At 61.5% G+C, this 18,921-nt stretch carries 14 protein-coding genes; 4 read left to right on the top strand and 10 right to left on the bottom strand.

What is annotated here, in order from left to right:
* Window positions 1–288 precede the first annotated feature (288 nt).
* The 9 genes from Q0627_RS07345 to grpE are packed head-to-tail and all read right to left on the bottom strand — an operon-like array spanning window position 289 to window position 12,859.
* The gene (locus Q0627_RS07345; protein ID WP_291013607.1) at window positions 289–909 is read right to left on the bottom strand and encodes a vWA domain-containing protein; all 621 of its coding nucleotides are present in this window, start codon (window positions 907–909) and stop codon (window positions 289–291) included.
* Between the two features lie 5 nt (window positions 910–914).
* Window positions 915–2,453, bottom strand: a complete 1,539-nt coding sequence (locus tag Q0627_RS07340) for an Hsp70 family protein (RefSeq protein ID WP_291013610.1) — start codon at window positions 2,451–2,453, stop codon at window positions 915–917.
* Window positions 2,454–2,456: 3 nt separating this feature from the next.
* Window positions 2,457–2,663, bottom strand: a complete 207-nt coding sequence (locus tag Q0627_RS07335; protein WP_291013613.1) for a hypothetical protein — start codon at window positions 2,661–2,663, stop codon at window positions 2,457–2,459.
* Between the two features lie 6 nt (window positions 2,664–2,669).
* Window positions 2,670–4,391, bottom strand: a complete 1,722-nt coding sequence (locus Q0627_RS07330) for a TRAFAC clade GTPase domain-containing protein (RefSeq protein WP_291013616.1) — start codon at window positions 4,389–4,391, stop codon at window positions 2,670–2,672.
* Between the two features lie 2 nt (window positions 4,392–4,393).
* Window positions 4,394–6,811 carry a hypothetical protein gene (locus tag Q0627_RS07325; protein ID WP_291013619.1) on the bottom strand — a complete coding sequence of 806 codons (2,418 nt, stop codon included), beginning with the start codon at window positions 6,809–6,811 and terminating at the stop codon, window positions 4,394–4,396.
* Between the two features lie 3 nt (window positions 6,812–6,814).
* Window positions 6,815–8,014 (bottom strand): hypothetical protein, encoded by a 1,200-nt coding sequence (locus Q0627_RS07320; RefSeq protein ID WP_291013621.1) that lies wholly within the window; start codon window positions 8,012–8,014, stop codon window positions 6,815–6,817.
* 2 nt (window positions 8,015–8,016) lie between these two features.
* Window positions 8,017–10,707, bottom strand: coding sequence for a hypothetical protein (locus Q0627_RS07315; RefSeq protein ID WP_291013624.1), 2,691 nt, complete (start codon window positions 10,705–10,707; stop codon window positions 8,017–8,019).
* Window positions 10,704–12,308, bottom strand: coding sequence for an Hsp70 family protein (locus Q0627_RS07310; protein WP_291013627.1), 1,605 nt, complete (start codon window positions 12,306–12,308; stop codon window positions 10,704–10,706). The genes Q0627_RS07315 and Q0627_RS07310 overlap by 4 nt, the downstream gene beginning before the upstream one ends.
* The gene (grpE, locus tag Q0627_RS07305) at window positions 12,308–12,859 is read right to left on the bottom strand and encodes a nucleotide exchange factor GrpE (RefSeq protein ID WP_291013630.1); all 552 of its coding nucleotides are present in this window, start codon (window positions 12,857–12,859) and stop codon (window positions 12,308–12,310) included. Before grpE ends, Q0627_RS07310 begins: the two co-directional genes overlap by 1 nt.
* Before the next feature lie 600 nt (window positions 12,860–13,459).
* On the opposite strand from grpE, the gene Q0627_RS07300 reads away from it, so the two are divergent.
* The 4 genes from Q0627_RS07300 to Q0627_RS07285 all read left to right on the top strand — a co-directional run bounded on the left by Q0627_RS07300 (window position 13,460) and on the right by Q0627_RS07285 (window position 18,310).
* Complete coding sequence (locus Q0627_RS07300; RefSeq protein WP_291013633.1) at window positions 13,460–14,239, top strand: hypothetical protein; 780 nt, start codon at window positions 13,460–13,462, stop codon at window positions 14,237–14,239.
* Between the two features lie 98 nt (window positions 14,240–14,337).
* A complete protein-coding gene (locus tag Q0627_RS07295; protein WP_291013636.1) occupies window positions 14,338–15,672 on the top strand; it encodes a hypothetical protein in 1,335 nt (444 codons plus the stop codon).
* On the top strand, window positions 15,672–17,018 hold the full coding sequence (locus tag Q0627_RS07290) for a hypothetical protein (RefSeq protein WP_291013637.1): 1,347 nt from the start codon (window positions 15,672–15,674) through the stop codon (window positions 17,016–17,018). Before Q0627_RS07295 ends, Q0627_RS07290 begins: the two co-directional genes overlap by 1 nt.
* Window positions 17,018–18,310: a CHAT domain-containing protein gene (locus Q0627_RS07285; RefSeq protein WP_291013639.1), complete on the top strand. Its 1,293-nt coding sequence runs from the start codon at window positions 17,018–17,020 to the stop codon at window positions 18,308–18,310. Before Q0627_RS07290 ends, Q0627_RS07285 begins: the two co-directional genes overlap by 1 nt.
* Here Q0627_RS07285 and Q0627_RS07280 read toward each other — a convergent pair whose 3' ends face one another.
* Window positions 18,311–18,817 (bottom strand): hypothetical protein, encoded by a 507-nt coding sequence (locus Q0627_RS07280; protein WP_291013641.1) that lies wholly within the window; start codon window positions 18,815–18,817, stop codon window positions 18,311–18,313.
* Between the last annotated feature and the right edge of the window lie 104 nt (window positions 18,818–18,921).

The following is an 18,921-nucleotide window of genomic DNA, read 5'->3' as shown; positions in this document are numbered from 1 at the left end:
GTCAAATTCGGAGCCAAACCCGATACGCCACCACTACTCGCGGATCTAGGTCAGAGCGCGGTTCCGTCAGCTGACGACTTCCGCTGCCGCCGTAGCCATAGCGACCCGGAAAATCCACGCGCTCAATTGCACGTGGCAGGTCCCCGATAGTCGGTCCAGGCCGTTGTAGAGCCAGTTCCTACAGGTGAGTGAATCCAGCTGCGATACTCAATCGACCTGCCCTTTCCTCATGCCGATAGGATTCTTACATTTCATCTGAGATACCTCCTATTGTTATGCATCCGTCAACTATCGTGTCACTCGTTTGAGGCCGGAGGACATGTCGGCGATCGCGTCGGCGATCCTGCCCTGTTCCGCGGTCCGGGGTGCGTCGGCCGCGTTCGCTTCTGAGGAGATCACCGCCAGCATCTCCGCGCTGCCAAGGCCCAGACCACAGGTGATGATGCGAATGTCTTCCGCTCGCAGCTCGGCGGCAACGCGTATCGCGGCTGCCGGATCGCCGAGGTCACCGTCACCGAATATCGCGATCACCCGGTCGCCGGCGTTCTGCGCCATAAGCATGTCTCGCGCTTCGCGTAGCGCGGGAACCACTCCGTTCCCTCCGCCCGCGCACGAATCCGCGATGAGTCGGCGAGCGTCCTGACCGTCACGACTGATGGCGGCGCGGCCCTCGACTTGCGTCGTCCACAGCAGGGCCCCGACCGAATAGCCGTCTTCGATTGCTTCGTCGAAGAACCTGCGGCAACCTTCCTTCGCCTCCGACAATCTGCTCCCCGACATCGAGCCGCTGACGTCCAGGGCAAGGACAACCGACCCGCTCAAGCTCGCCTGCAACCGTTCGAGGTTCGTTCCGGGTGGTGTCTCGGTTACCGGCTGAGATTCGAATCGCTTCTTGGTCCAGGTGGCCATGACGGTCAACTCCTCAATGCCAGGCCGGCGACGGCGTTACGCTGCTGCTGCACTTCCGCGTTGTCGAGTGTGCCCTCGATGAATGCCTGCATTTCCAGCTCGTGGTTCTTGAAGTCCGATGCCTTCACCGATATCCGTCCGTCCGCGGCGACCGATACCAGCAGATAGATTTCCGATCCGGCTTTGACTTTTCGCATACCCGACACTTCGCAGTCGAAGACCATTCGATTGTCGGCCGCATTGTCGCTCTCGACCGCACCGGCCTGCTCGTACAGCTGAATGCGGGCCTTCTCCTGGCCGTCGAAGATCGCGGACACGGTGAACTTGGCGTCGACGATCGGAAGCGGGGTGTTGGCCCGGAGTACATGCTGCACGTAAGGCTCCTCACGCCACGGGGTGCGGCTCGAGTAGATGAGTACGCCAATTGACCGGGGCAAAACGGAGGTGATGCGTTCACCGGCCCCGAGGAGACGGCGTTGCGATCCTGCGCTCACCAGTTTGGCCGCCAGCGTTGCCGCACCTTTGGCGACGATCTTGTCCGGGTCGTTGATCATGACGGGAACGTTGAGCATGTTCGCCAGTTCCTCCCTGATCATCGGAAGTCGGGTCGATCCACCGACCAGAAGAATCCGGGCCACCGTAGGTGCGCCAAGCCGCTGCGCGGCCTGGACCACTCGTTCCACCGATGCGTGACATTGCAGGACGAGATCGCGGGATGCGGCCTCGAACTCGGGTCGCGTCATCGTGATACTGAATCGTTTGGGACCGAATTTCAAACGGGCCGTGGCGGATTCCTTGACACTCAACTCTCGTTTGACCCGTTCGGCCTCCGATTCCACCAGTGCCACGAACTCGTCGTCGTACCGGCAGTCATCGATATCATCGACTACTGCCTCGATCTTGTCCCACATGAGTGCGGTCATCCGGCGGTCCCAGTCGAGGCCGCCGAGCTGCGACTCGCCGTCAACCGCCCACACACGCGGCGCACCGCCAGGTGTCGCAGCCACTACCGCGACATCGAACGTCCCGCCACCAAGGTCGAAAACCAATGATGATCCCGCACTGTCGGCGGCACCGTACGCGTACGCGGCTGCCACCGGTTCGGCAAGAAGTTCCAGACATTTCACGCCGGCAATCTCGGCCGCCGCGAACGTCGCCTCCTTCTCCGCGACACCGAAGTAGGCGGGCACGGTGATGACCAGTTCGAGGCTGTCGGTTCCCGTCCGCAATTGCTGCGCGGCATCCTCCGCCAGTCGCCGCAGGATGATCGCCGAAATGGACTCGGGTGTGTAGGACACTCCGCCATATTCCTGCGGATAGTCCTTGCCCATGTAGCGTTTGATTCCCACGACAACATTATCGGGGTCGTCGGCCATCTGCTTCTTGGCGTCTGCGCCGACCGATACGGCACTACCTGAGAAGTGAACAACGGATGGGGTTAGCTCGTTGCCTTCCGGTGTCTCGACAAGCTCCAGGTCACCGTTCGGCTGCACCGCGAAGACACACGAATAGGTGGTACCCAGGTCGATTCCGATAGCGGGCATGGGTCAGCTCCAGGGGAAGGGGATCAGATTGGCGAGTTGGTAGTGAATATCCTGCGCCCAGATCCACCAGTCGTCGAAAAGTTGCTCACCACGACCATCGTTTACCAAGTACAGGGTCAGCCACATGGCGAAGATCGCAACGAGCGAAACGTGTATGGCACTCCAGATGTAGCGAAACGTCCAGTAAATGCGGGGAATACCGTGAAGCATGGGTCTCTACCTCTTTGCCGGCTGCGGGGACGGAGCAACTATGGGCATCTTTGTGTTGGATACGTCCAAGACCCACTGCAATACTCGGACCGGGCTACACGGGTTTGCGGCGTCCAACTGTCCCATCGAGTCGACCACGAAGTATTCGACTTTGTCGAAGTCGTCCTCGATGCGGCGGACGAATCCGTCCTCATCGCTATTGTTGAGCCACTGCCGTATTCCAGTGGAGTCACCGGGCGTCAGGCCGTAACCTGCCCGGAGGGTGCTGAGCATATCGTATTTGGTTAAGACCACCGCTAACGATTTGCGTCGTAAGTTGACATTCTCGGAGCGAAGCCGGTCGACGACGGTGGCGTAGGCGTCTTCCTGATCTCGATCGGTAATTTCGACCTTACGATTGATACGCATTCTCCGAGCTCCCTCATTAACCGCACCGAATGCGAGTGGATCAATAACCAGAACCAGCACTTCGGAACTGTCCATATATGCAAGGCTCTGCGTGTTGTCCATGCTCTTGAATGCCTCACCGGAGACATCCATCATCTGCAATTCGACGACCCGCTCACCAACCGTGAGCTTGAATGGCAGCCCCTCAGGTCTGTTCGAGTTTGGCGTCTGCCACGTGTTCTGCATCGTGTTCATTGTGTCGCGAGCGACCTCGATGAATTCGGTGGCTCGTTGGGTCAGTGGCTCGATCGCTCCGCCATGTGCCACGAGATGGGCCTCTGCCGCCGCAGTCCCGGCGACGAACATGCGTGTCTTGCCCGCGTTGGAGGTGCCGATCACCGGGATCTGAATGGTTCGCCGGGTTCCGGCTCCCTCCGTCATTGCATTGTTGCAGTATGGGCAGAATGCCTCCAATGTCTTGGCGGCACGGCCCACGGTCGTCGGCAACGCTTGGCCGCAATTGCAGCGACGCTGGATCATGCCGAGCGGCCCGGGCGAGATATCGCGATGCATGGTCGCACATCCGGGTCCGTTGCATCGGTAACTGGGGGTCTCGGTGACCTCATAACATGTCGGGCACTTGAGCGAGGCCTTTCTACGCTTGCGCTCACCCTTTTCGATCCACCTGTAGGTGGTCACCCACACAACCTGGACGAGATAGGTGATCCCGCCCACGAGCAGCATCACGACCAGCCAGATCCCGATCGATACCCACACCGCACCGAAGAAGCCAGCTGTGGGGACCCCGGCGACGGTCAGCCACAGGAGGCCCGGAATCTCGGTCAGGACTCGCAGCATCGTCTGACCGCGCTTCTTCGAAGCGCCTCCAGGCCCTGCCGGTGATGAGGCCGATTTTGGTTCGACAAATCGCCGCGGGCTGATCCCCTGCCACACCGCGCCGATCAGGTGGCGTGTCTCCGCCGTCACCGCCAGCGCGTCGAGTCGGGCCTGGTACGGGTTGTATACCGGCCAGGCGTTATCCCACCCGAAGTGCTTCTGCATTCCACGGGCAGGAATTTTCATTACCTTATTGGCGACGACTTTACCCGGGTCTGCGATCGCAGGCTTGACTGATGCCTTTCCACTTAGCACGCGGAGGGGAATGAGGAGGCCGGCGACAAGACCGACTACAACCGATACCGCGAACGCGATGATCCAGTAGAGGACCAAATATGCCAGCACTCGCATGAGCACTGCGACCGCGACCCATATCGCGAAGATGGCCGCGGCTATCCCTGCGACCACCATCGCGAAGAACCCAAGGCCGTCACCACCATCCATGGTCAGTCTTCCTTTCCGAGGAGTCGTTTACTGCCGCGGACAAGATTCCGCGTCATTCTGCCCTTCTTCTTCTGGGCGGAGAACTCGTCCCACTCTTCGAGAATTTTGGGATCCAACTTCCTGCGGAACGAATCGACGGTAGATCGACCTTCTCGACTGTCGGCAACTCCCGTCAGGAATTCTGCGGCGGAACGCTTCTGCTTGCCCGTACCGTCGGCCAACAGATCCATTGCCTGGGTGAACGCGTATCTCCTATGACCAGAATCTCGTCCCTCGAAGAGCCTACGGAGGTGGTGCACCATCGCGGGTACTGCGATGGTGTCCGCCGAACTGGTCAGATCTCGCACACCCTGAGCATCGGATGCCTCAATAAGCAATTCACCGATCTCCGGTATGAACAACGGGCCGAGGTCATTCAGGTACTTCGCGAAGTCCCGCAGTGCGCTGTTTCTCTGACTATCAATGCTCTTATAGGCGTCCAGACGTGCGGTATGCAGCCAACTGATATCGTTCGCGAGTTGTTCCATTTTGGGATCAAGGATTGGTCGACGCGCCTGACAGAGTGTGACTAGTGCCGCTGATATCGGCCGGTACTGCGCTGCTTCCGCCGGCGGCAGCCGCAGTCCGTCCTCAATATTGTCGGACAGCCACTGGCCCATCTCCGGCCCGATCTGTCCGCTGTACTTGATCCAGTCCGCGACGAGTTGAGCGTTCTTCGGGAGTACAACGCCGGAGAGGATCAGACCCCATGCTTCTGGCGGATAGTCACCGCCACGAGCAGCATGCAGTAACGAGAGACGATCGTCGGGACTTCGCCTTCCGAGTGCCGCCGCCGCGAGCCAGCATGCGAGAGCACCACCTGATGGTGCCGCCCAGTCCCAGCGTCCCTCGATGACATCCGCAGTGGCTTGGGCGTTATCGGCCGCCAGCAGCTTGGTCAAATCGGCGAAGGTTGCCGATCGGATTTCGCGGCCAAACGCATAGTCCCGTGACTGATCGAGAAGGTCCGGGTTTCGTACGCACAGGTCGGCGAACCGGTTGATGGCCGTCGCGACCTGCCCTGGCGGTACCTGAACGCCAATAATGCCAGCAATAGTGAAGGTATCCGCCAGCGCGTCCGTCGGGGCAATTGACAATAGACGAACAAGGACCTGCGTGACGCGACTATGCGCAGTAGAACCGGGAGGTGTACGGTCGGCGGGCAGCACTGCCGAAACGCTCGTATGGGACCAGGGCACGACGAGCTGCGGTTGACGCTGGAAGCACTCGGTCGACCATTCCAGGAACTGCACGCCGTGGTCGGCGGCTTCGGAGTCGAGTAGCCGCCAGCCGGCTTCGGCGGCCCGCTCGGCCGATCCTCCATCAGTGAGCGGAGCACCGGTGGCGGCGCTGAGCAGTTCATCCGCGTACATCACGATGTCGTCGCTGATGTCGCTCGCGGATGCCTGCGCAAGGACTTCCAGCGCTGTGTCCCTGTCGGCGACCTTGTCGGCCGAGCCTCCCAGGTAGACGATCTGCGACGCATAGGTCGCAGCTGACGGTCCGACCACCGGCTCCCACGATCGAGCGAGCGATACAGCCGCGAGTGCATCGTCCGGGTCCAGGTTGAGAAACCATTCCGACTGTTGAACCGCCGACGATGAGGCTTCAATGGGACTGTGATCTCGCTTGATCAGGTCAAAGATATTGTACGGAGTGCCCGGCGCAATCGAGGGCGCCGTACCGAACACGGGATCGGTGGCCACAATGTTCACGTTGGCCGGCAGCCAGTCCTTGACGAGTGCCGAGAATGTCACCGACCTGGCGACTTCAGGTTCCAGAAACAGCGTTCCGAGAGCGATCCATTTCATCACCGTACCGAGATCGTCACCAACGATCACCAGCTTCTTGACCGGTTGACCCAGACTCTGTTCAACCATAGTCAGATATGCCGCGAACGACCGGTGCGCCCAGCTGTCAGTCAGCAGAGTCCGTTTGAGCTCCGCCACCTCGAACTCACCATCAATCTCAAGCGGAGTCGCCCAGGCGTCCAGGAGCTTGCTGCCCGCCTTCTGAATCGTCCACCGTGCGGCACCGAACACCTGGGCCGGACGATAAGGAACGAAGTCGACACCGTCCGAGCTCACCAGAGTCTGCGTCAGCTGGTTTCCTGGTCGACCGGTGTAGGTGTCCCCGGTGGACTGTCCACGAGAGAGGTAAGAGGCATCCCCGATGACGCGGTAGTGGCACGAGGGGGGGTGCGTCAGTGGGTCCGGTTGGCGCACCCAGGTGGGATCGACCACATGAATCAGACCCGCGGCCATGATGGCGTGTTCGTGGGTTGGGGTAATACCTGGTGATGCGCTCTGAAACTGGAATCCGCCCTGACCATGCAATGATTCCTCGGGGGTGCTATCGGTAAAGATTGCTACGTCGAACATCGTCTAGCTCTCCTTCGGCAGAAATCCTCTGTCCGCCATCAACCACAGCAAGGGATCGGCAACCCGATGCGGCAGCAAGCCACGGCTGTTGACACGCTTGGTGCCGTATTCGGGCTCCGCGCCGAGCGCAGATGCACCGAACAGCCGATATTTTTCAAAGTTGGTGTCAAGGAGCCGCAGCAGTGGATCACCGCCCCAGCTGTCAACCATCGCCGCGACATGGTCGTGGATGCTGCGAGATTCGGTGTCATCGAAGTAGGGTAATCGCTGGGCCGGACGACGCATCGGATGATCCGGCGGCACATCATCGAAGAACGCGTCGATCTTCGAGACGACGACCGCCACTGGCTGCTTGATCTTCTTGTTCCTTTTGGTGCGTTCGGCATTCTGCAGGACAGTGATGATCGAACGGAGCACTGTCTCCGGCGTGGTTTCCAGACTCGCCGGATCCACGCCTCGTGCAATCGCTTTATCGTGGTTGCCGGGAAATCCGAACGGGTCCAGAAGGAGGATGACCCCGTTCGTGGCATCAAGGTAGTGTTGTCCGAGTGCGCGATCCTGGGTCGCCAGGTCTTCGCCGGCTGTGTCATAGAACGAGAAGATTGTTGAGACATCGCGTGATCTGTTGGCCAGACCCTTCTTCGAGTAGCGCCATTCGAATACTGCAGGAATGCTGACTCCGGAAGCGTTGGCCGCGGTCTGAGGGGGCAAGACACCCGCGGTATCCTCCATTGTCTTGAGCAGATTCTCCAGGTCGGCCGACAGGCCTGACTTCCCACCAGGGGAATCGATCGACGCATTGAACCTACGCGCGATGGTCGTATAGAGCTCACGCTGCAACACCGCCAAGGTCACGGTCTTTCCAGAGTTACGGACACCAACCAGGCCGAAGAGCGGAGAATCGGAATCAAAGTTCCGGGGCAGTCGTGAATGACACGCCGGGCACACTCTGATGGCACTGACCGATCCGCAGTTCCCACAGGTTGCCTCGTTACGGCTGAGTTTCTCCTTGCCGTTGACATCGACGATAACTGGCCGGACCGGCGTGGCATCCCCAAAGCACGCGTTTCGGCGCTTGTCCGGTACTTCCGCGCATGCCGTCTTGCCCGGAGATGGCCGACCAGAACATCGAACAGCAAGAGCATTTGGATTGATCTTCTCGTAGCAGTATGGGCACGGAGCGGTGCTGTTGAACAGTGCCATCGTCAGCCTTTCAGCGAATCTGTCGGAGGATCACGCAGGATGAAGTCGGATCCTGCGGCGGGAAAGAGCCTGACCCAGAATGGGCTGGGTAGTTTCGGTATGTCGAACTCCTTCTCCGCCGTCGGAGCACCGGAAAAGTCCACCACCACCGGGAACTGGATGTCGTCGTGTTCCACTCGGGTCGGCATGATCGACCCGGTACGGATCACGACAATCAGCGAGATCGGGCCGACACCAGCCGTCGCGCGCACTGTCAGCCGGGCCGGCTTTCGTTTGCCAAATCGACTGGGCGGGATCACCAGCTGATAATCGATCACCGGCTTCGGGATGTCGAAGGTGATCGGCGCAGCGGCCGAACGCCATTCCTTGCCGTTGCCGAAAGCGACGGTTGCCACAGCCAGGTCGCGCACGATGCTTGCGGAGGGAATGCGGAATCCGCCGTCGCGACGATAGTCGGCTCTGGTCACCACCACGTGCTGTGGGACACCGCCCGCTGTCCACGTGACTGAGGCGGCGTAGTCACCATGCGGCAGTTTCCAGGACACCACCAGCTCATCGCCGAACCGGTCGGCACGAGCATCGGTCGGTGCCTGGGCTGATCCGGTGACCTGGGGTGCTCCGACCACGGCGCGCTCGCCGTCTACGGTGAGCGGCACAATCCAGCGGATATCGGAAAGTGCGGCGAACTCGAGGATCGACGTGCCGACCGATTCCCGTGCGACGCCCTGGAGTTTGCGGCCGCCGACGTCATCGAAGTCATCGACCGCCACCTCCGATCCGACCGCGGGAAGCTTCTCGTCGATCGGTACGGACCACAACTCCACCGGGAATCCGCCGATCGTAGGCCACGAGGCGGTAATCCCGTTGCGACCGTTGGACAGTCTTCCTTCAGCGAGGGTCATCCGTTCCACCGGCGCGATGGATCCGCGGGGGGTCACGGACGCGGTGACCGGTGCCGAGTACACCCGGCCGCCGTCGGCGAGCACGTACATCGCCTCGACGGTGAACCGATAGCGTTGTCCCGTCACCAGCCGGTTGACGGTGACCTGAGATGCTCCACCGCAATCGAGTCCGCGGCTGTTCCCGGAGCCGTCAATCATAGTGCAGCGCACCCCGACCGCTTCGGCGGGAAGACGCCAACTGACCGTCGCCTCGGTAAGGCCCGCCACTGCGGAAACCTCGCTGGGTGCGGGTACCACGACGACCTCGGCCGACACCGGCGCCGACGCCACACCGTCCCGCACTGCGAACACAGAATAGTGCGCCCTGCGCCCGACGGGCACTTTCGTGTCGTCGAAGCTCCGGGGTTCAACGGTGCCCAGCATCGTCCCGTCATGCGGATTTACGGGCGCGTGACTGTCCGCCCGGACGACGGCGAACCGACAGTCCTCGCCACCACTGAACTGCCAGGTGAGTCTGACACTTCCGGAGGAGGTGACCTCCGCGCTCAACGCACCAGGCGCAGGTGGCGGAAGCTGTTTGAGCCATACCGTCAGGCGCTGATCGTCCGTGTCAATGCGGGCTGCCTGCACCAGCGCCGTCTCGGCCGCTGAGTAGTCGCGCCGCGCGGCCGCAGCCTGGTACTCGCCGACCAGGCGCTCCTTCTTGGCCTCCGCGTCGTCAACCGACTTGGTGACGCTCGCCAACTCCGCCGGATCGTACTGATCTGTGTTGATCGCATCCAACAGACGCCGGGCCTCCGCGAGGTTGCCCGATGCCAGCATATTCGTGATCTCGCCGAGTCCGCGTACGGACGAACCCGATTCTACGAGATGAGCGATAATGCGGGCCGCGTCGATAGGGTCGAGACCTGTGCTCGCCAGCCGCTCGGCCGCCACCGCAGCGGGCAGCTTCTGTGCCAGCAACACGTTCGCCTGACTGATCACGCTTGCGAACAACACCTGATGCAGGTCGCGCGGAGACGCGTAATCGTTCTTGACCAGCGTCAGCACCTTCTGGGCCGCTTGCATCGCATTCGAGTCGGCAGCCGAAGTGGCCTTCCTCTGTGCGTCGGCGACCTGCGCGGCGCCGATCGACCGACCACCGCTGTAACTCAGTTCATCGATGACCTTGATGTCCGAGGCGGGTTTCTCGGCGAGGAGGAGCACGTCGACAACGCTCCGGAAGTCGACATGCTTCAAGGCATCCTGGAACACCCTTGGCGTCGGCACCGTGGGCGGCTCGATCGCGGCGCGCACCGCGATCCCGTTCTTCTCCACAGCCTTTCGGAGATCGTTCACATCAACACCAGGAAGCGATTGCGCCCTCTCCTTGATGTGCTCCTCGGTGACGACCTTCAGTGCCTGACATTCCAAGGCCACGGCCTTGGCGAACTCGGTGATCCGACCTTTGAACGCCTCTGCTTTGGCAGACCGCAGCGTGTTCCACCAGGAAGGATCAGCTAGGTCAAACCCCTTCTCTTCCAACGCTTCAAGGAGCATTGCCACCAGTTCAGCATTGCCATCGTTCTTCCGCCGCTTGTTCAGCACGCTCTGCTTCAGCTGCGACAGGTGCGCCGGGATGTCCGCAACGTCGGTGGTCACGGCGAGCAGGCCGGCCACATCGACCGCGCCGACCGCAATGACGTCACCGGTCTCCCGGAGTTTCCGGATCGCGGTCAGGAGTTCCGATTTCTGCGCCGGCACCCGCTTCTTCAGGACATCGGCGATGTAAGAGTTCTTGTCGAAGGTCATGATCGTGTCATCAGACCGGACACGAGTTCCTTCGCCTCGTTAACCTCTTTCGGGTCGAGCAGGGAGACCGTCGCCTCGAGTTCCAGGTACTGGCCCGACTGGGGTTCGCGCGCGGACAGCCGAACAAGGCCCTCATTGCTGACGTTCAGCAGGAGGTGGATCGGTGAGCCCTTTGGCAGCGACGGAAGACCTGTGATTTCGCTCTTCTTCAGGAATGCGTTGTTGACCGGTTCTTCTGATTCGACCTCACCGCCCTGCTCATAGAGCTCAACGGCCACGACGCTCTGACCGTCGACCACCGTGCCGGCCTCTAGGGTGAAGTCAACGACGGGCAGGCTGTCGTTCGCATGGACCAAGAACCCGATGTACGGGGTGTGCGCGCTATCGTTCTTGACAAATTTGACTCCGAGACCACGGGACAGCACGTTCTGGATACTCAGCGTCCCCGAAGGAAGGAATGGCCTCGGTGTCGTATTCGCAGGCACCGCCTCGGCCGTGCCACCGTCACCGTTGCCACCATCCGGCCCCGGGAAGGGCACGGCTCCGCTCAGCAGTGCTTCACCATAGATCGCCGCGCCCTTGGCCACAGCTAGATCAAACTCTGTCGGCTTCGGATCCCACCCCTTGGCACGCAGAGCCCCATCGACCATCGGCATCCGTGATGACCCACCCACAAGAATCAGCTTGTCGATCTCCAGTCCCGGTCTGATTCCTTTGGCGGTGGTAATCGTCCGCTCCGCGATATCCACGGTCTGATCGATGAGATGCTTGGTGACGGCTTCAAAATCCGCGCGAGTAACAGCTATCTTCTCGTCATAGTCCTGAAACCGACACCGTACGGTTGTTTCCGATTTCTTCGTCAGAAGAATCTTTTTTTCTTCCACTGCCTGCAAGAGTTCGATCATGAACTCGGGATCGTCAGATGGGTCATCGGAGATCCCGGCCTGCTGGATGAACCTGTCCACGACGAGCTGCGCCAGCGCGGTGTCCCAGTCGGCTCCGCCGAGGACACGGTTTCCGTCAACCGCCACCACCTCGACGTTTCCGGGCTCAACGATCATCACCGTCGTGTCGAAGGTGCCGCCGCCGAGGTCGTACACCAGCAAGGTCTCCTTGCGTTCGCCACGTACGCCCACCGACAGTGCCGCCGCTATCGGTTCGGCAAGGATGCCAACTACTTTCAGGCCGGCGATCTCCCCCGCCTGCTTGGTTGCTTCCTTTTCCCGCACACCAAAATAGGCAGGAACGGTGATCACGGCATTGCGAATATCGGTGTCTCCCTCGGTGTTCGCCGCCTGCACCAGTTCCTTGAGAATAACCGCGGACAGCGATTCCGGGGTGTAGGTCGTGCCGAAGAAATCGAGGCTGTGCTCGTTGCCCATCTCGCGTTTGATCAGTGCCACACCGTCATCGGGGGCCGCGATCAGCTCAGATTTCGCCTCGGCACCGACGATGACGTTACCGCCCTCTTCGAAGAAGACCACCGAAGGCGTGGTGTCCTGCCCATTGGCGTTCTTGACGACGACGGCCTGGTCGAGTTCGTCGATCTTGGCCACCGCAGAGTATGTGGTGCCCAGGTCAATACCGAATACTTCGCCCATCAGTGTCCTTCTCCTTCAGAATTGACATGGTCGTCGGTCAGCGGTGTCGCACTCGGTACGGCGGACTCAGTGACTCGGCCCGAGTAGCGGTAGACCCTTACCTTGGACAGCAACAGCGCCCGATCAGCTCCGGTATAGCTGAAACCCTGGCGGATTACCTGCGCAACTTTGCGATCAAGATTGGGATCATCGGTAGTGACCGTACCGCTCGCCGCTTGAATCTTCGCGTTGAAGTCGTCGCCCACCCGGGTACCGAGCGACTCGATGTCGAGAAGTTCCAGGCCCTCCTCGATCTCATCCGCGAAATAGCCGAAATCTTTCTGGGCCTGGGTATCTCCACGCCCAGCCGCGCGCTCGGCAGCCGTCATAGCCTCGGTGTACAGGTTCGCCAGACGACTGATCACCGGCTTGAGAAGAGTCCTGACCTGATCACTTTGCAGGTCCTCGATTTTTGACTGCATCTTGCGGATGATCGTCTCGTACTGTTCGGCGCGCACATGAAAGCCTCGCACCGAGCCGTCGATGCTATCGAGTCGCTCCCCGATAGCCATGAGTTCGGCTGCCGGAGCACCGGGTTGAGGTTCCCGGGACTCGGGCGACGTGCCCGGACCATAAGCCGCACTGTGGTTGGCGCCGACCTGGTAACCCGGCTGCGGATGCCCATGACCCGCGGGAGGTACCGGGAACGACGGCCCCGGTGCCGGCGGCGGACCGCCAGTGCCCATCGGCGGCGGGTTACGACGGCCTGCCGACGCCTCCACGTACGGCGGAGGCGATTGCGGCGGGGGCGGCGACTGCCGGAATCGCTCAGCGCTTTGCTGTGCCGGGTCTGGGGGCGTTCCCGGCGGACGCGCACCGGTCACGGGCACATCCCCGTAGCCGTCATCGTGAATCAACTCGGTAGCCTCTCTGATTTCCGAACTGCCGACCCTGCTGTCCGGGTCGCGGAATGACCCAATTCATGCACCGTGAGTACGCCACGACAAGGAGTTGTCGCTAACGCATCCTACGGATCCGAGTCGCCATCGCGTGTCGCCCAAAGGGATGAATCACCTTCGCCGCCATACAGACACGCCGTTCTCGACCTCAGCCTTCGATTCGGCTCAATGTCAATACCCTACTTTTGGGGGCATGCCGATTAGTTACTTCTGATGAACATCGTTGGCGGCGGCGACGACTACGCACCGGAGGTGATACATGTCGCGGATGATCGGATCAATGGGCCTCCCCGCGAGGTATGTGTGAGTTCGGACCCGAAGGAAAACCCGTCGCTGATCATCCTCGAAGGTCTGCTCGCCTCTATCGCTCTGGGCATGCTCGCCGGTGATGGTTGGCAAATGGCCGCGTCGATGGGTGGGTTCCTGGCTGTCGTCACCGCAGTTGCCTACCGCATGGGCGGGCCGATCGCAGACGTCGCAGGATGGTGCTACAGCGGTATCGGGCTGATCGCGCTGCTCCCAGCGCTGCTGGGACTGAACGGCTCCGGTTGTGGCGATGGATTCGGCAGTGGGCAGCAGTACTCGCTGACGGGGGCATTCGCACTCACGTGGTTGGTGGTCACCGCCAAGACCTTGGCCTTCCGCTGGAGCGTGTCGGACTTTCGCTATCTCCCGCTGAGTTGGGTCGGGATCATCGAGGCCATCCAGTTCTGGAGCCGGCCTCAACCGTGGACCGCGCTCGGTGACTACCAGGTGAGTATGTTCGTCGCGATAGGTGCCGCGATCGTGTGTGGGCTGCTCGTAGGAATTCGGCCTGTCATCGGCATGGCCGTGATCGGCACCGCTCTCGGACTGGCAGCCCTTATGGACTTCGTTGCCCCCGTTGCGAACTGCGAGAACCTGCACACCGATTCGGCTATCATGCTCATGCTGACCTACCTGATAGTCCTGTTCTTCTCCCTGTGGGCAATGTCGAGAATGCGACGGCGATGACTGCCGTCACCTCCTGTGATGTGGGGAAACGGTTGTATATCAACACATGCGACACGTAACCGTCTAGAATTCGCATCCGACACCGACAGGAGCGCCCCGTGGAACGTCTTGAACCACCGGTGATACCCGCACCCGAACCACCGCCGTCGATCGACCGGTTCATCGTCGGTCCGGAAGGTATCGGCCGCAACGAACTGCTCAAGCAGTGGCGCGGCCAGATGACGATGCCGAGGCCGACTGCGGGAAAGCTGCCCGACGAATTGCATGGCTGGGCGGGCAAGCTCGGTGCGTGTGATTGGTTCGGTCCCGCCTACTATCCCAGTCTGACCGTCTTCATGCGTAAACAACGCCTTCCTGTCGCCGATCGAGCTACGCTCACCGCGGGGCTGGCCGCGTGCGCCGATCTGGTCGAGCCGTTGAGCCGGTACAGCGTCGGATGGTGCGACACCCTGATGGTCCTGAATCCTGTCGGCTGGCCGAAAGATGTTCTGCTGGCCGTCCGGGAGGGCGCGCGCAAGGCCCCCGGAGCCGTGCGCGAGCTGATGGTTGTCGACGGTGTGATCGCCACGCAGAACTCGGCCGGGGACTTCGTCCGCGACCAGACACGCCGGCACAGACAGGACACCCGCACCTCGCTTCAGGCGTACCTCCATCATCTTCGCCGGATTCGGTTGACGGGTAACGGTATTCCCCGCGAACTGGCCGATGATGAGAAAGCTACCCTGTCCGAGCGGTTCAGCAGCCTCGTCCGTGATTACGGTGTCGAACCGGCTGACGAGCTGTCCGAAAACGAACTTGCCGAGCTGCGGCGACTGGCCAAGGAGTTCCTCGACGCGATCATCGACAAGCAGGTGGTTGAGCGGGAACGAAACAGTCCGCTGGCCGGCGAGGCATACGAGCGGGTACTCACCACCTATGTGAATCGGCTGTCGAAAGGCATGACTCTGGCCGGCACCGAGTGGATGTTCCGGAGCAGAATCGAGGATGCCCGCAAGGACAAGTACATACGTCACAGCAAGCAACTCGAACACGAAACACCCCTGACACAACGTGACGACCCTGACGACTCAGGAACTCGTGACAACGCCGTTGCGGTTGCACCGCCCGCGCAGGCAGAGCCCACCGATATGATGAGCATCGCAGCAGACTTCGTTCGAACCGATCCTGCCGCACGCTTGTCGAGCAGCGGTGAATTGTGCTGGGAGGCCTCGTTGGCAATCGACTTCCTGCTCGGCAGAACGACGTCGGCGTCGGGTCCCCGATTGTTCCGGCGGGAGATACAATCGCTCTGGTCTCCTGACATCGCCGCGGAATGCCGGTTCAGTACCGCTGCGGGAGCCGCCGGATATGTTGCGGCCCTTATCGAAGGTGCGGTCAACCGGGCAATACGCGAGCTTCGGGACGGCACCACCACACAGCGGGGAGACCTCTGATGACCGGCAGTCTGAGCGGCATCGTCACCCGTGACAGCTCAACACTCGTGTCATGGCACGCCGATACGGCAATCGTGCTCGAACCGGTACACATCGAGATCGGCGGCGTCGGAGTCGTCATCGACGCGGCATTCCCCGACGTCGTCATCGACGTGATCGTGGATTCGACGATTGTGCGGTCAACCCGTGCGCTGTTCACAGAGGTCGACTTCACGCAGCGTCTGTCCGCGGCACCGGACGGTGCCCGGATCGACGGCCCAACCCTCGCCGAGTCATTCGCCCGCCTCGCGACGGTACGCGCCGTCGACCGGATACATCTGGGTGATCTCGATGAGGCGGCGCTACTGCTCGACCAAGCTTTCGCGCACAGGAAGCTCGGTTCCTTCGAACCGGCTCTGCGCTATTACGTGCTGGGGGCAACGGCTGCCGAACGGCTTGTTGACGAGATCGACAACGGCGACCACAGCCCGGCAACGGTGCGCATGCTGTCCAGCATTATCGACTCGTGTCCGCCTGACGCCCTTGATACGCCTTCCCGAGATCGCCTCGCCGGCATCCTGCGGACCCATCTGCTCGCCGACGACATCGGGTGGCAGACTGGTTTGAGCCGATTAATAGGCCAGGACGAGTTGGCTACCTCGCTCGGTGATTTCTCTACAGTGACCGGTCAGCTCAACGATCTTCGGCCATTTCCGGCGCGGGCGCTGCGATTCACCGGACCTGACGCTCCCGATCTCGAGATCACCACGACCGACGGCTCGATCTCGGTGCGGGCCCGATTGCGGGACGAGGTGATTCCCGAATCCCAAGAGATACAAGAAACGATGGCGGTCGCCGCTGACTCGTCGACAGGCGAAATTCTGGCGGTGGCACCATGTTCAGCGTCCGGCGGTCAGATCAGCGCCGAATTATACCCCGGTACAAGCGATCCATCTGGGTTGCGATTCGCCTTGATCTCGGCGGACACACCACTGGAGTCGATTCGGCTGGATCCACTGGGCATCGCGATGACCCGCATCGATCGTCACTGCCGCTACGCGTGGTCGTTGCATCGGGAAGCGGGCGCCATCCTCGCCGGAGCCGGCGCAACCACCGCTGAATCGGTTCTGACCCGGATTCAGCAGAACGCGAACAGAATCGGTCATGAACGGGACGAGGTTGTCGCCACCGTCCAAGGGTTGACCCGGCAACTCGCGCGACGAACGAGGAACACCCCCGACACGGAGTCCGTCGCCCGTTATGTAGATGCGGTTGGTTCGTTTGTCGCGAGTCTCGATGGACCACCGGCCACGGACGGCCCACAAGGTCCGACGCTGACCGAACTCCTTGCTGTGGGGAATAGGTAGTGGCCGAATCACCGGACGACAGCACCCTGCTGTTACGGGCCTTCGATTCAGGTGACACCTACGTGTCGTTCCGGTGGCTCGATCGCCCTGATTCACCAACGGTGCATCGTATTTCGTCGGCGACGCGTGACCGCGGACTCGTCACGCTAGACAGTGCGCTGATCACAACAACCGGTGATGACGCAGACCCGGTGCGGTCAGCGCTGACCGGGGCACTGGTTCGTCCGCTGAGTGAGTTCTCCCTGAACGCTCGGCTCGCGGATATGGTGTTCCCGCAAGATGTCCGGCGAGAGATCGTCGAACGGGCCGCCCGGGGCCGGGTGACCGTCCGGATCACGCCCAGCCGGATGCTTGCGCGTATGCCGTTCGAGCTGGCGGTGATCGATGACCCGCGACGACTGATCGAGGTCGTGGATGTCTGTTATGAGCCACCGGCGACCATACACGTCGGCAGGGCACGTATTCCTGCGCGCTGGAACAGTTCTCGCGCTGCGCGCCCCACCGTGTATATGATCGATCCGAAACTTCCGACCTCTTCCGGACTCGGCCAGGTCCTCGGACGGATAAATCCGTACGGTCTGCCCACCAACGCCGAGGCATTCGTCGAACGCATCCGAAGTCGGCCGAGAACCTCGTTTTCGGGAGTCGGAAAGGTCGTGGACCGCTGGGACCTCAGCGACGACCTCCGCGACGATCCGGGGCGGTTGGTCTACTTCGGCCATGTGTCGTCGACGCTGGATGAGCCCGGATCGGCGTCGTTGCACCTGTCCGACGACGCGAACGAACCCGGCTACACCGATACCGTCAATCAGGCGCACCGCCCGCTTTCAGCTCTGGACCTGATGCTCGGCACCGCCTTCGATGAAGTCGGTGAGGCACCGGAATCCGGTCCGGGGCATGTCATCTGGCCGATGCCACCGCGGGTGGCGATTATCGCCTGCGAGGGTGGTGTCGACTACCGGAGTTCGGAAACATTCGGTCTCGTGATGGCAATGTTCAATTCCGGAGCCGAACTTGTCACCACCACCCGGTGGACGCTGCCGTCCGACTCGGCTTTCGAGAAGTATGCGTCACACACCGCGATACCCGGCCCCACAACGGAACTCGCGCTCGCCGTCGACGAGACACATGAAGCGGCCGACCCTGTGCAGGCGCTGGCACAATGGCAGCGCCGCAAGCTGGCAGTATGGCGCGACAACCCAGGTCCGGCTACCTCGCCGCTGACCTGGGCTGCCGCCGCATGCCATGTATGTCCCCCGCGCGAGGTCCACCCGCCTCGCTATCGCAGCTGACTACACACCGACCGACTCCACCGCAGCACCCTTCTGGGTCAGCGCATCTCGCCAAACCTGGTGCAACGCAGCGGAATGTGCCGGTGACATATCAGTGGTTCCGGTCCCGAGGCCACCGACCCTCGTCTTCCACCCGTTCATCGAGGGAAGCGCCGCGGCAAGTTCACGAGTAGCAGCTGTCGCAACATCCTTGGCGGCCAGGTCGCGGTGTTGCAGATCGACACCGACGTTCTGGACCATGTCCGACACCACCAGGACATGCACGGTACTGCCGTTGACGAGTGAAGCGATCGCGTTGAAGACTCCGACGACATCGGTCCCCCGGCCACGCCCCTCCTGCTGGACACACTCGGTGACCTTGGCGATGTTCTTGGTAACCAAAGGAACGATCCGGGACTGGATCTCTGCCTTGCGGGCCACGGCATTGTCATCGGAGGCCCGTAGGTCGACCGCGACATCGGGAACGGTGCAGTCCTCGCCGATCGAGTTCATACTGATCGGCCGCACAGATACCTTCGAACAGGCTACCTCGCTGAGGAATCCGTGCACCAGCGCCGTGGTCTTCGGGGTGAGAAAGTCGTCGCTCGTAGTCGCGTCTGCGGCGATGGCGC

It is taken from the genome of uncultured Gordonia sp., assembly GCF_937858515.1.
Lineage (GTDB): Bacteria > Actinomycetota > Actinomycetes > Mycobacteriales > Mycobacteriaceae > Gordonia.
This window is presented reverse-complemented; position numbering and strand designations above follow the sequence as displayed.